Raw genomic sequence first — 12624 nt, forward strand, 5'->3', positions numbered from 1 at the left:
TCCATCAAGCCTCGCGCATGCGCCGTGCGATGGCGCTGCTGGCGGCGATCGTGGCAGTCAGCGCCACCATCGACAGGAACTGCAGCCGGGTATGCGCTTCACTCAGCAGCAGCCCGAAGATCAGCGCCAGGATCGCCAGCGCACACACGGTCAGCCACGGGAAGCCGGCCATGCGGAATGGCAGGCGGGTACCCAGGCGATCCGCACGCCTACGCAGCACCAGCTGCGAGACCAGCGACAGCGTCCACACCAGCAGGCAGGTGGAGCCGACGATGTTCAGCAGCACCGGCAGCACTTTGTCCGGGAAGAGCAGCTCCATCACCGTGGCGGCAAAGCCGAACAGCACGCTGGCCAGCACGGCGATCACCGGCACCTGGCGCGGGTCGGTCCAGCCAAGCACGGCCGGGGCTTCGCGGCGCTGCGCCAGCGAATACATCATGCGCGAGGCTCCGTAGAGGTTGGCATTGAGCGCCGACAGCAGCGCGATCACTGCAATCAGGGTGATGGCGGTACCGGCGCCCGGGATGCGGGCGATGTCCAGCACGGCGGCGAACGGCGACTTCAGCGCCTCGCTCGTCCACGGCACCACGGCGATGATCACGCTCAGCGAGCCGATGTAGAACACCAGGATGCGCCAGGCCACGGTGCGGATGGCACGGGCAATGCTGCGCTCGGGATCTTCGGTTTCAGCCGCCGCAACGGCCACGATCTCAGTTCCGCCAAAGGCAAAAACGACAACCAGCAGCGCCGCGCCGATCCCGGCCAGGCCCTTGGGTGCAAATCCGCCGTGCTCGGTGAAGTTGCTCAGGCCTGGCGAGGTGACCTGCGGCAGCCACCCCATCAGCAGCGCCACACCGATGGCGATGAAGGCCAGGATCGCCGCCACCTTGAGGATGGCGAACCAGAATTCGAACTCGCCGAAGTTCTTCACCCCGAGCAGGTTGATCGCGGTGAAGAACAGCATGAAGGCCAATGCCGCCATCGGTACCGGTATCGCCGGCCAGACGGTAGCCAGCAGCCCGGCGGCGCCCACCGCTTCGGCGGCGATCACGATCACCAGCTGCACCCACCACAGCCAGCCGACCGTGGCGCCGGCCGTGGCGCCCATGGCATCGGCGGCGTACACCGAGAACGCACCGCTGGTCGGCTTGGCCGCCGCCATCTCGCCCAGTGCGTTCATCACGATGATCACCAGCGCACCGGCTACCAGATACGACACCAGCACCGCCGGGCCTGCGGCCTGCACACCCACGCCCGAGCCGAGGAACAGGCCGGCACCGATGGCGCTACCCAGGCCCATCATGATCAGCTGGCGGGGCTTGAGCGAATGTCCGAGGCGGGACGGCGAAGCGGTCGGAATCGAGTTGGGCATCGGCGGGGCTGGCGGCGGGCTACAGGGGCGACACCTTACCCTGTCCCGTGCCCACGGGGATAGGCACAGCGCAGCAGGCGGCTCAGGCCAGCGCCGGCTCGCCGACGTTCCCACCGATACGGGCACGGTAGGCGCGTGGCGAAAAACCGGTTTCAGCCTTGAACTTGCGGGTAAAGGCACTCTGGTCGCTGAAACCGCAGGCCTGGCCGATGCAGGCGATGCTGTCGTCGCCATGCAGCAGGTGCATGGCCATCTGGATCCGCAGCCGGGTGAGCACCTGCTGCGGGGTCATCTGGAACACCTTGCGGAAACTGCGCTCCAGCTTGGACAGCGAGAAGCCGGTGATGTCCAGTAGCGTCTGCATGCGCACGTTCTCGGCGTAGTGCGCGTTGAGATGGGCCAGCGCCAGCCGCAGCTGCTCGTACTGGGTGCCCAGGCTGTCCTTCTGCCCCAGGTCGCGGGAGATGCCGATCAGGCCCTCGATGGCCCCGTCGACCACCAGCGGGCGCTTGCAGGTCAGGCACCAGCCCGGTTCGCGGTTGGCGAACAGGTGCAGCTCCATCAGGTTCTCGATCACCTCGCCGGACAGCACGCGGGCATCCTGGTCGACGTAGTCCGCACTGAGGCCGGTCGGGTAGATCTCGGCCGCGGTACGGCCGATCACGTCCTTGCGCGCACGCAGGCCCAGCCGCCGCAGCATGGTCTGGTTGACGTGGGTATAACGCCCCTGGCGGTCCTTGATGAAGAACAGCACATCCGGGATGGCGTCGAACAGGGCTTCGATGTCGGCGGGCTCGACTCGCATGTAGCAAGCATACCCGAGCCTGCTTTTGCCTGTACGTTCACCTTTGCCGGACCTTGGTTTAACGGGTCCGGTTCCAGTGTCGTGGTTCCCTTTGATGATCCGGAGCCACCATCCATGGCCGCCAGCAAGCCGACCGGCAAGCGCGCAACCGCCCAGACCGAGAACGATCGCCGGGGCAATGGCGATGAACTGCACCAGCAGGCCGGGGGCAGCCACCCGGCGATGACCACCGACCAGGGCATCCCGGTGGCGGACAACCAGAACTCCCTGCGGCAGGGACCTCGGGGACCCACACTGCTGGAGGACTTCATCCTGCGGGAGAAGATCACCCACTTCGACCATGAGCGCATCCCCGAGCGCATCGTGCACGCACGTGGCAGCGCGGCACATGGCTACTTCGAGTTGACCCGATCGCTGGCGGCCCACAGCCGTGCACGCATCCTGACCGAGGTAGGCGTGAAGACGCCAGTATTCACCCGCTTCTCGACCGTGGCCGGTGGCGCGGGCTCGGTGGATACCCCGCGCGACGTGCGCGGCTTTGCGGTCAAGTTCTATACCCGGGAAGGCAACTGGGATCTGGTCGGCAACAACATCCCGGTGTTCTTCATCCAGGACGCGATGAAATTCCCGGACCTCGTGCATGCGGTGAAGATGGAGCCTGATCGTGCCTTTCCTCAGGCCGCCTCCGCCCACGACACTTTCTGGGATTTCATCTCGCTGATGCCCGAATCGATGCACATGATCATGTGGGCGATGAGTGATCGCGCCATCCCGCGCTCGCTGCGCATGATCGAGGGTTTTGGCGTGCACAGCTTCCGCCTGCTGAACGAGGCGGGTGACTCGACCTTCGTGAAGTTCCACTGGCGGCCAAAGCTGGGCATCCAGTCCACGGTGTGGGACGAAGCGCTGAAACTGCAGTCGGCCGACAACGACTTCCATCGCCGCGACCTGTTCGAGGCCATCCAGCGCGGCGACTTCCCGGAATGGGAACTGGCAGTGCAGCTGTTCACCGAAGAACAGGCCGACAGTTTCCCGTTCGATCACCTGGATCCGACCAAGATCATTCCCGAATCGCTGGTGCCGTTGCAGGTGGTCGGGCGCATGGTGCTGGACCGATGGCCGGACAACTTCTTCGCCGAGACCGAGCAGGTGGCGTTCTGCCCGGCCAATGTGCCGCCGGGCATCGACTTCAGCAACGACCCGCTGCTGCAGGGCCGCCTGTTCTCCTACCTGGACACCCAGCTGCTGCGTCTGGGCGGGCCGAACTTCCACCAGATCCCGGTGAATGCCCCGAAGTGCCCATTCGCCAATCACCAGCGCGACGGCCACATGCAGATGCAGGTGCCCAAGGGCCGCGTCGCCTACGATCCCAGCTCGCTGCAGGACGACACACCGCGCGAGACCCCGAGCGGCTTCCGCAGCCACGCCAGTGCGGACGACGGTCGCAAGGGGCGCACCCGCGCGGAGAGCTTCGCCGACCACTACAGCCAGGCGCGCATGTTCTTCCGCAGCCTTGAAAAGCCGGAGCAGGCGCACCTGGCATCGGCGCTGGTGTTCGAACTGTCGAAGGTGGAAACGCTGAAGGTGCGGGTACGGACCGTCAGCCATCTGCGCAACATCGATGACGCATTGGCGCAGCGCGTGGCCGATGGACTGGCGCTGCCTGCCCTGCCCGACCCGGCGCCCACCGCCACCCCGGCACGCGACATGCCGCCGGCCCCCGAGGTGCGCGTGATCGGCCGCACCAAACCCACCCTGCAGGGGCGCTGCATTGGCATCCTGTTCGATGAAGGTTCTGACGCCCGCATGATTGCCAGCCTGAGCAAGGCCGCGCGGAAGGCGGGTGCGGACGTGAAGCTGGTCGCGCCGAAAGTGGGCGGCGCCACGCTCAGCGACGGTACGTTGCAGGCGGCCGATGGACAATTGGCCGGCACCCCATCGGCTGTGTTCGATGCGGTAGCCGTGGTGCTGAGCCTGGAGGCGTCGAAGGCGTTGTCCAAAGAGAGTGCCGCCATCGAGTTCGCCAGCCAGGCGTGGGCTCACCTGAAGGCCATCGCCAGCGACACGGGCGGCCAGGCGCTGCTGAAGGCAGCAAGAGTCGGCAACGACGCCGGCATCGTCGAAGCGGAGGACGTCAAGGGGTTCCTGGCGGCGGCCGCCACCCGCCAGTGGGCCCGCGAACCCAAGCTGCGACTGCTGGCCTGACCACACGACAGGAGAACCGTCATGCCCCGTGGTGACAAATCCGCCTATACCGAGAAGCAGAAGCGCCAGGCCGAGCACATCGAGCAAAGCGAGCGTGATCGTGGCGCAAGCGAAGGCACGGCAGAACGCATTGCCTGGGCCACCGTGAACAAGCAGGACGGTGGCGGCAAGCGCAGCGGCAGCGCACGCAAGGGTGCGAAGAAGGCGACCCGCAAGACGCCTGCCAAGAAGGTGCCTGCCAGGAAGTCGGCCACGAAGAAGGCCACAACCAGGACGACGGCGGCGAAGAAGGCACCTGCGAAGAAGGCGGCAGCCAAGCAGGCACCGGCTCGCAAGACAGCCACGAGGAAGGCCACAAAGAAGACGGCGGTCAAGACGGCGAGTTCGGCCGCCTCGCGCAGTGCTGCCGCAAAGAAGGCGGCGAAGACCCGTGCGGCGAAGAAGACCGTCCGCAAGGTGGCGGCGAAGAAAGCCGCGCGTACCCGCGCGCGCGGCTGAGCCTGCCGATCAGGACGACAGCGTTCTCATCCACGCGGCGACTTCGGCTGCGGCTGCGTCAGCGCGTGCCTGAAGCAGCAGATGCGGCCCCTCCAGCGAAACATGCCGGGCGCCGGGCAGCAACACCTGCAGCTCGGCCACGCTGGGTGGCCACAGCAGGCGGTCCTGCAGGGCATGCAGGCATAGCGTCGGCACCACCAGTTCCGGCAGCAGTGCACGAACATCCACCTGCAGCGTTGTCGCAGCACGCTGGCGCAGGGTTGCAGCCGGTACCTGCGCGATTGCCAGGCCCAGCTCACGCTGGTTCGCGCGCGTCCGCCATCGCCCCAGCAGCAACCGGGCCATCAACGTGAGTGGCGGCAACGGCCACGCCGGAGCCAGTATCCGGGCGCTCGCCGCAGGCAGTGGCACCGGCCGCCGTGCGAAGGTCGCACTCAGTACCAATCCAAGCAATCCAGGCTGCCCGGCCGCCGCCAGTTCGATGGCCAGTGGTCCGGCGAACGATTCGGCCAGCAGCACGAAAGGAGATGCCTGAAGCTGCGGGCGCAGGATCGACGCCAACGTGGTGTAGTCCTGTGGCCCCTGCACGGGCATCGACAATATCCGCACCTGCACGCCGTGCGCCTGCATCGCCTCTACGAAACGTGCCGACAGCAGGCCGGTGCCATCCAGGCCTGGCAGCATCACGACCGGCGGCAGCAGTGCATTCATCACGTCGACCATCCTTCATGCCTTCCCGTGGCAATCACTGCCCTGCAGCTTCACCCGTCGGCCCGACCTTCGGAAGTGCACAGCCGCGAACGCCGCGCTACGCTGGTGGCCCCGACGGAACGGAGAAGGCGGCATGCGCAAGCCACGCTGGCTCAGCTGGACCGGCATTGCCATGTGCGTACTCTATCTCGCACTGACGGTCTGGTGGGTCCACGACGCCCAGGCCTACAGCGATCCCAAGAGCGCCTACATCTTCATGCAACTGCCGGTGATGCTGCAGACCGTTGCGCTCGACGCCATCGGCATGGGCGCATGGCTTTCCGGAAAGAGCTGGACAACCATCTACCTTCTGGTGATTCCCCCCACCCTGGCTGTGCTGTATGTACTGGGGGCCATGCTCGGCAGCGTTCTGGAGCAATGATGGACGTGCTTCCCACTGCCTGCGCCGGCCATTGAAATACGGCCGCCCAGGGCGGCCGTATTCCTGTCACTGCGCTGGCAGCAGCTCAGGCTGCGCGACGCGGCACAACCGACGCTGCTTCGCCTTCCACCTTGAACACCGACACCGAGGTGGTCAGCGCATGCGCCTGTTCTTCCAGCGCGCGGCTGGCGGCGGTGGCTTCCTCCACCAACGCGGCGTTCTGCTGGGTCACCTGGTCCATCTGCACCACCACCTGGTTGACCTGTTCGATACCGGCGGCCTGCTCCTTGCTCGCCGCAGCGATGTCGCTCATCAGCTGGGTCGTGCGCGAACTTGCCTGTGCCACGCGCGCGATCGCGGCTTCGGATTCAACGGTCACTGCCAGGCCGCTCTTCACCTTGGCAGCGGCGTCTTCGATCAGCTCCTTGATCTCCTTGGCGGCGACACCGGCACGCTGCGCGAGCGTGCGCACTTCGCTGGCGACCACGGCAAAACCGCGGCCCTGCTCACCGGCACGTGCGGCTTCCACCGCCGCGTTCAGCGCCAGGATGTTGGTCTGGAACGCGATGCCGTCGATCACCGTGGAGATCTCCGAGATGCGTGCCGACGACTGGTCGATCTCGCCCATCACCGACGCCATCTGCGCCATCGCCTGCTCGGTCTCGCGCACCGCGGCACCGGCGGCATGCGCTTCACTGTCGGCCTGACGGGCCAGTTCGGCATTCTGGCGCACGGTGGAGGTCAGTTCCTCCATCGATGCAGCGGCCTCTTCCAGGTTCGCCGCCTGCTGCTCGGTGCGGCGCGACAGGTCGTTGTTGCCGGCGGCCAGTTCCTGTGCCGCATTGTTGATGCTGTCGGCAGCCACCTGGATGCCCCGCACGATGCCGGTCAGCTGCGCGGTGGTGGTGTTGGCGTCGTCGCGCATGCGGGCGAACACACCGTCGTACTCGCCGTCCATGCGTGCGGTCAGGTCACCGTGCGAGATCGCGCGCAGCACGTCGGAGACATCGGCGATGCTGGCCTGCGAACTGGCCATCATGCCGTTGAGGTGCTCGACCATCGCCTTGAACTGGTACTGGAACGCAGCGGCATCCCCGCGCATGCTGAAGTCGCCGGCGCGCGCGGCGCGGGCCAGTTCATCGATCTGCGCGTTGATCGCCATCAGGCTCTGCTTCACTGCCGCCAGGGTGTGGGTCAGCGTGCCCTTCTCGCCCGGGTAATCCGGCAGGTCGCGGCTGAGGTCGCCGATGGCGTAGCGCTGCATCACCTCGGCCATCAGCAGTTCCACCTGCACGTGTGACTCGACCAGGCTGTTGGTCGCCTGGACCATGCGGCCGAAGTCACCGGGGAACGCACCTGCATCCATGCGATAGCGGATCGCGCCGGCCTCATGCTGCTCGGCCATCTGCAGCTGCGCGCCGATCGCGGCCTGCACACTCTGCCGCACGCTGGCCATGGCTTCACCCAGCTGGGTCAGTTCGTCACGACCGCCCAGGCGGAACTCCTGGTCCAGCTGGCCCTTGGACAGGCGCTCAGCCAGGTTCACCGCGCGGGCCAGCGGGCCGGTCAAGCTGCGGCCGATCATCACCGAGGCACCGATGCCGACCAGCAGCGCGACGCTGCCCAGCACCAGCAGCTGCATCAGGCTGCGCTCACCCAGGCGGATCGCCTCGGCGGCCGCATCGCGGCTTTCCTTCTCTTCGAAGTCCACGCCATCGGACAGGGCCTTGTTCCAGCCGTTGGCCGCGTCCTGCACCGGGCCCAGGGTCAGCGCCACGGCGCCCGGGTAGTCGCCCTGCTCCATCAGTTCGCTGGTCTGCTTGTTGAGCGGGCGCGCGATGGCACGCTTGGCGGCGATGGTTTCGGCGATGGCCTTGCCGTCGGCGTCACTGGGCAGGGCCTGGTAGGCGGTCCAGCTGGCCTCGTAGCGTTTGACCAGATCGGCGATGCGTTGCTCGTCGCGGCCACGCTCGTCACCCTGGCGGATCAGCATCTCGCGGCGCACCACCATCATCTGGTTGTTGGCATCGAGCATCTGCGACAGCAGGCGCACCTTGGCCACGCTGACGTCGACCACCTGCTGCATCGCGCGCTTCTGCACGACACTGGCGGTCGCGCCAGTGGCCACCACGGCAGCAACCAGCAGCAGCAACAGGCCAAAGCCCAGCCCAAGACGCCAGGCAACCCTGACGTTCCTCAAGTAGTTCATGGGGGTATCCAAAACGGGGGGATGCGCCCTTATCGGCGACACGGCAGGCAATCTTGATCGCTGCCCATCGACGGCGTCGGCCACTGTTCACCTTGGTGAGCGTCCGCCCTGCGGCACCTGTCCGCAGGAACCGGCCGCAATGGCCATGGCTGCTCATGCGGGCATCAGATGCCTTTCACGGTGGCTCGGCGCCGGCTGCGTGCAAGGTGGTGGCGTACCTGCTGGAGATCCCAATGCCCTCATCTGTGTCCCGATCCACCTTGCTCGCAATCTCGCTGCTGGCGTCGCCGGTCTTCGCGCAGGCGCCGCCGGCCAACTTGCCCGTCCCCATCGCCGAAAAGGCCGGACCGGACACCGCCCCGCGCTCCGCGCTGCATGCCCAGGTACTGCTGGATCGCGCGAATTTTTCCCCCGGCCAGATTGATGGCGAGGTGGGTAGCAACCAGCGGCGCGCGGTGTCGGGCTTCCAGGCGGCGCATGGGCTGACCGTCTCGGGTGAACTGGACGACGCCACCTGGAAGGCCCTGCAGGCTGATACGGTCGGGCCGCTGGCCAGCTATACGCTGACTGCTCAGGATGTTGCCGGTCCGTTCCAGGCCACACCGAAAGGGCCCGCCGCCCAGGCCAAGCTCAAATCGCTGGGCTACGGCAGTGTGGAAGAGGCCCTGGGCGAGCGTTTCCATGCCTCCCCTGGTCTCCTGAAACTGCTCAACCCTGGCGTGGATCTGAGCAAGGCGGGCAGCCGCATCCAGGTACCCAACATCGCGTCAGGCGCATTGCCGAAGGCCGCGAAGATCGTGGTCGACAAATCCGACTCCACCCTGCAGCTGCTGGATGCGCAGGGCAAGGTGATCGCGCAGGTGCCGGTGTCATCCGGCAGCCAGCATGACCCGCTTCCGATCGGCGAATGGAAGATACTCGGCGTCTACCGCGACCCGCCGTTCCACTACAACCCCAAGCTGTTCTGGGATGCGCGCAAGGGCGAGAAGAAGGCCACGCTGCCGCCAGGCCCGAACAATCCGGTCGGCCGCGTCTGGATCGACCTCTCCAAGCCGCACTATGGCCTGCACGGTACGCCCGAACCCGGCCATGTCGGCAAGACTGAATCGCATGGCTGCGTGCGCATGACCAACTGGGATGCGCTGCGTGTGGCCGATGCAGTGGATACCTCGGTATCCGTGGTGATGCAGGAGTGAGCCGATGCGTCTTTCGCAGCTGATCGTGCTGGGCGTTCTGCTGGGGCTGGGTGCAGGTTGGTGGCTGCGCCGCGATGCGGGTGAACCGGTAGCCGCCTCGCTGCCGGCAGCGCCATCGACGGTGGCCGCTGCACCGGTGAAGCAACCTGTCGCGCCACGCGCAGTGGCCCCACCTGCCATCGCTGCGCCGTCGGCCACGCGGGCTGCGGATGCACCGTCCGGGCTGCTGCTACCGGTACAGGGCGTGGCTGCCTCACAGCTGCGCGACACTTTCACCGAAGCCCGCAGCGAAGGGCGTGTGCACGATGCCATCGACATCATGGCCGACGCTGGAACGCCGGTGCTGGCGGTGGCCGATGGCACCGTGGAAAAACTGTTCGACAGCGCGCGCGGTGGCCTGACAATCTACCAGTTCGAGCCCAGCGGGCGCTGGTGTTACTACTACGCCCACCTGCAGCGCTATGCCGATGGCCTGGCCGAGAAGCAGGTGGTCAAGCGCGGGGACGTCATCGGCTATGTCGGCAGCACAGGCAATGCCAGTGCCGACGCGCCGCACCTGCATTTCGAGGTGCACGTGCTGGGGCCGGAAAGGCAGTGGTGGAAGGGAGAGTCGATCAACCCCTATCCCCTGCTGAAGTCGGCAGCACTGATGCCTGGCGCTGCCAGCGCCGCAACGCCCAAGTGAAGACAGCCAACGCAGCCCCTGGAATCAGCAAAAACAGTGCCGCCATCTTCCAGAAGAAGAACGGCCACAGCCAGACGTAATCCAGGTCGGCCAGCTTCAGCAGATCCAGCGGTGGCTGCAGCTCGATGTCTGCCGCGTGCCCCGCCAATGCCGGGTCCACCTCCAGCACGGTGACCCGCAGCCAAGAGCGGCCACGTGGCAATGCATCGCCGCGGCCGTATCCAAAGTAGGACGCCGTGAGGCCGCTGGACTCAACCGATGCCAGCGGGCGGTTGATGCCCTGCCCGGCCACGCCCGAACGCGCCCCTGCGCGGAAGGCTCCATGAGCGGTCGGAGTTTCGATGCGCAGCAGTACATCGGGGTCAGCCTCCGTACCGTCTGCGGCATACCGCAGGCGCAACCGCAGACGATCATCGATGAGGCGATAGACGGTGATCTGGGCGGTTGCACCAGGACTCATCGCCAGCGGCACCGTCTGCGTGCGCGAAGCCAGGGCATTGGCGGCTGCACCCAGCAAGAGCGCCAGGCAGGCGATGCCCCACAGGCTCCACAACACCCACAAGGTGACCCGCACTACCGTCTCGCCCTTCACGCTGACATCCTGGTCATCGCTTCGCCGCTCCGCCGGCCCCGCAGCAACAGTAACGAAAAAGCCCCGCTTTTGCGGGGCTCCTTCTTGCAGCGGACGCCGGGCATGGCCCGGTGCCATCTCAGGCGAACGGATCCTGCAGGACCATGGTGTGGTCGCGATCCGGGCCGGTGGAGACGATGCTGATCGGGCAGCCGGCCAGCTCTTCCAGCGAACGCAGGTAGGCGCGTGCGGCCGGCGGCAGGTCATCCCACTGGGTGATGCCGTGGGTGTTCTCGCTCCAACCCGGGAACTCCAGGTACACCGGGGTGCAGTCTTCCCAGCCCTGCGCGTCCAGCGGCGCGTACTCGGTGCGCTTGCCGTTGTATTCGTAGGCGATGCAGACCTTCAGCTTTTCCATGCCATCCAGCACGTCCAGCTTGGTGATGCACAGGCCGCTGATGCCGTTGATGGCCACGGCGCGCTTCAGCGCGACGATGTCCATCCAGCCGCAACGACGCGGACGGCCGGTCGAGGCACCGTACTCGGCGCCGCGGTCACGGATGCCCTGGCCGACTTCGTCGTCCAGCTCGGTCGGGAACGGGCCGCCGCCGACGCGGGTGGCGTAGGCCTTGGCGATGCCCAGCACGTAGTCGATCGAATCGGCGCCGACGCCGGAACCGGCCAGTGCACCACCGACGGTGGTGTTGGAGCTGGTGACGTACGGGTAGGTACCGTGGTCGATGTCCAGCAGCGCACCCTGCGCGCCTTCGAACAGCACGCGCTTACCCTGCTTGCGCAGGTCGTGCAGGATGCCGGCCACGTCGGACTTCATCGGCTGCACGTATTCGCCAAAGGCCAGTGCTTCGTCGAAGGTCTTCTGGAAATCGACCGCATCGGTGTTCAGATACTTGGTCAGCACGAAGTTGTGGTAATCCAGCGCCGTGCGCAGCAGTTCTTCCAGCTGCTTCGGGTAATGCAGGTCGGCGATGCGGATGCCGCGACGCGCCACCTTGTCTTCGTAGGCCGGGCCGATGCCACGGCCGGTGGTGCCGATCGCCTTGCCACCGGCAGCGCGCTCGCGCGCCTGGTCCAGGGCGATGTGGTACGGCATGATCAGCGGCGCGGCCGGGGAGATCTTCAGGCGCGAACGCACTTCCACGCCGGAGGCTTCCAGCTCGGCGATTTCCTTCTGCAGCGCGGCCGGCGAGATCACCACGCCGTTGCCGATCAGGCACAGCGCATCGTCACGCAGGATGCCCGACGGGATCAGGTGCAGGACGGTCTTCTTGCCGTTGATGACCAGGGTGTGGCCGGCATTGTGGCCGCCCTGGAAGCGCACGACGGCGCCGATTTCCTCAGTGAGCAGATCGACGATCTTGCCCTTGCCTTCATCGCCCCACTGGGCACCAAGCACTACGACAGACTGACCCATGACGGGCTCCTCATATGTTGCGGCCATCGGGGCCGCGGACGGTTGAACCGTGGCGGGGCTGGCCAGCACCTGGAGGGCGGCTCCAAACGGGGAGCAGCCGGCGATGGAAGGCCCAGACACGGAAAAAGCCGAACGGGGAGGCCCGTCCGGCTTTTGTGCATTATCCGGGTTTCCGGGGTCGGGTGCCACCTTTCCGACGGACGGCTTCACCCAGCGGTCAGGGGGCCCGAAACGGGGTCAGATCCCTTTCCTGCGGAAAGGGATCTGACCCCTGCTAATGCCGCACCCACCACAGCAGGCTCAGGCCGGCCAGCAGCACCAGCCCGCCGAAGCTGCGCAGGGCCGGGCTGGGCAGGTCCAGCAGGCGTTCGGCCATGCGTTTCCAGGCGAACGGGGCGACGAACAGGAACAGGCCTTCCAGCACCGCCACCAGGCAGACGGCGGCGAACAGATCTTTCATGGGGGACTCCGGAAAAAGCACGGGGCCCGGCATCTGGCCGGGCCCCGTGGGGTACTGCC

At 66.6% G+C, this 12624-nt stretch carries 12 protein-coding genes; 5 read left to right on the plus strand and 7 right to left on the minus strand.

All coding sequences use genetic code 11. From position 1 onward, the window contains the following. Nucleotides 1-4 precede the first annotated feature (4 nt). Together B9Y82_RS13375 and B9Y82_RS13380 are read right to left on the minus strand one after the other, a co-directional pair. Nucleotides 5-1372, minus strand: coding sequence for an amino acid permease (locus B9Y82_RS13375; RefSeq protein WP_100473589.1), 1368 nt, complete (start codon nucleotides 1370-1372; stop codon nucleotides 5-7). An 82-nt stretch (nucleotides 1373-1454) separates the two neighbouring features. Beyond that, a complete protein-coding gene (locus tag B9Y82_RS13380; protein ID WP_014038112.1) occupies nucleotides 1455-2177 on the minus strand; it encodes an AraC family transcriptional regulator in 723 nt (240 codons plus the stop codon). 114 nt (nucleotides 2178-2291) lie between these two features. Here B9Y82_RS13380 and B9Y82_RS13385 point away from each other — a divergent pair, with 114 nt between their 5' ends. Next, complete coding sequence (locus B9Y82_RS13385; RefSeq protein WP_100473590.1) at nucleotides 2292-4382, plus strand: catalase; 2091 nt, start codon at nucleotides 2292-2294, stop codon at nucleotides 4380-4382. A gap of 21 nt (nucleotides 4383-4403) precedes the next feature. After that, a complete protein-coding gene (locus B9Y82_RS13390; RefSeq protein ID WP_100473591.1) occupies nucleotides 4404-4880 on the plus strand; it encodes a hypothetical protein in 477 nt (158 codons plus the stop codon). A 9-nt stretch (nucleotides 4881-4889) separates the two neighbouring features. On the opposite strand, the gene B9Y82_RS13395 is transcribed toward B9Y82_RS13390, so the two are convergent. Further along, complete coding sequence (locus tag B9Y82_RS13395) at nucleotides 4890-5591, minus strand: alpha/beta hydrolase (RefSeq protein WP_100475234.1); 702 nt, start codon at nucleotides 5589-5591, stop codon at nucleotides 4890-4892. A 133-nt stretch (nucleotides 5592-5724) separates the two neighbouring features. On the opposite strand from B9Y82_RS13395, the gene B9Y82_RS13400 reads away from it, so the two are divergent. Next, a complete protein-coding gene (locus B9Y82_RS13400) occupies nucleotides 5725-6012 on the plus strand; it encodes a hypothetical protein (RefSeq protein ID WP_100473592.1) in 288 nt (95 codons plus the stop codon). 85 nt (nucleotides 6013-6097) lie between these two features. Here the strand turns inward: B9Y82_RS13400 and B9Y82_RS13405 are convergent, their stop codons facing one another. Next, on the minus strand, nucleotides 6098-8221 hold the full coding sequence (locus B9Y82_RS13405; protein WP_100473593.1) for a methyl-accepting chemotaxis protein: 2124 nt from the start codon (nucleotides 8219-8221) through the stop codon (nucleotides 6098-6100). A gap of 233 nt (nucleotides 8222-8454) precedes the next feature. Here B9Y82_RS13405 and B9Y82_RS13410 point away from each other — a divergent pair, with 233 nt between their 5' ends. Then, nucleotides 8455-9417 (plus strand): L,D-transpeptidase family protein, encoded by a 963-nt coding sequence (locus tag B9Y82_RS13410; RefSeq protein ID WP_100475235.1) that lies wholly within the window; start codon nucleotides 8455-8457, stop codon nucleotides 9415-9417. 4 nt (nucleotides 9418-9421) lie between these two features. Further along, nucleotides 9422-10102 (plus strand): M23 family metallopeptidase, encoded by a 681-nt coding sequence (locus B9Y82_RS13415; RefSeq protein ID WP_100473594.1) that lies wholly within the window; start codon nucleotides 9422-9424, stop codon nucleotides 10100-10102. Here B9Y82_RS13415 and B9Y82_RS13420 read toward each other — a convergent pair. The 3 genes from B9Y82_RS13420 to B9Y82_RS13430 form a co-directional block, all read right to left on the minus strand. Continuing rightward, nucleotides 10032-10694, minus strand: a complete 663-nt coding sequence (locus B9Y82_RS13420) for a hypothetical protein (RefSeq protein ID WP_100473595.1) — start codon at nucleotides 10692-10694, stop codon at nucleotides 10032-10034. The two genes, B9Y82_RS13415 and B9Y82_RS13420, sit on opposite strands and share 71 nt — an antisense overlap. Before the next feature lie 118 nt (nucleotides 10695-10812). Continuing rightward, nucleotides 10813-12105 carry an adenylosuccinate synthase gene (locus B9Y82_RS13425; RefSeq protein ID WP_100473596.1) on the minus strand — a complete coding sequence of 431 codons (1293 nt, stop codon included), beginning with the start codon at nucleotides 12103-12105 and terminating at the stop codon, nucleotides 10813-10815. A gap of 274 nt (nucleotides 12106-12379) precedes the next feature. Continuing rightward, entirely contained in the window at nucleotides 12380-12565 is a 186-nt protein-coding gene (locus tag B9Y82_RS13430; RefSeq protein ID WP_005414170.1) for a DUF2065 domain-containing protein, read from the minus strand. Nucleotides 12566-12624: the final 59 nt, after the last annotated feature.

The sequence above is a fragment of the Stenotrophomonas maltophilia genome, from assembly GCF_002799155.1.
GTDB lineage: Bacteria > Pseudomonadota > Gammaproteobacteria > Xanthomonadales > Xanthomonadaceae > Stenotrophomonas > Stenotrophomonas maltophilia_R.

Excerpts from the sequence above, each read along its gene's own strand:
- B9Y82_RS13375 (WP_100473589.1), bottom strand. The coding sequence starts at position 1,372 with ATGCCCAACTCGATTCCGACCGCTTCGCCGTCCCGCCTCGGACATTCG.
- B9Y82_RS13380 (WP_014038112.1), bottom strand. The coding sequence starts at position 2,177 with ATGCGAGTCGAGCCCGCCGACATCGAAGCCCTGTTCGACGCCATCCCG.
- B9Y82_RS13385 (WP_100473590.1), top strand. The coding sequence starts at position 2,292 with ATGGCCGCCAGCAAGCCGACCGGCAAGCGCGCAACCGCCCAGACCGAG.
- B9Y82_RS13390 (WP_100473591.1), top strand. The coding sequence starts at position 4,404 with ATGCCCCGTGGTGACAAATCCGCCTATACCGAGAAGCAGAAGCGCCAG.
- B9Y82_RS13395 (WP_100475234.1), bottom strand. The coding sequence starts at position 5,591 with ATGAATGCACTGCTGCCGCCGGTCGTGATGCTGCCAGGCCTGGATGGC.
- B9Y82_RS13400 (WP_100473592.1), top strand. The coding sequence starts at position 5,725 with ATGCGCAAGCCACGCTGGCTCAGCTGGACCGGCATTGCCATGTGCGTA.
- B9Y82_RS13405 (WP_100473593.1), bottom strand. The coding sequence starts at position 8,221 with ATGAACTACTTGAGGAACGTCAGGGTTGCCTGGCGTCTTGGGCTGGGC.
- B9Y82_RS13410 (WP_100475235.1), top strand. The coding sequence starts at position 8,455 with ATGCCCTCATCTGTGTCCCGATCCACCTTGCTCGCAATCTCGCTGCTG.
- B9Y82_RS13415 (WP_100473594.1), top strand. The coding sequence starts at position 9,422 with ATGCGTCTTTCGCAGCTGATCGTGCTGGGCGTTCTGCTGGGGCTGGGT.
- B9Y82_RS13425 (WP_100473596.1), bottom strand. The coding sequence starts at position 12,105 with ATGGGTCAGTCTGTCGTAGTGCTTGGTGCCCAGTGGGGCGATGAAGGC.
- B9Y82_RS13430 (WP_005414170.1), bottom strand. The coding sequence starts at position 12,565 with ATGAAAGATCTGTTCGCCGCCGTCTGCCTGGTGGCGGTGCTGGAAGGC.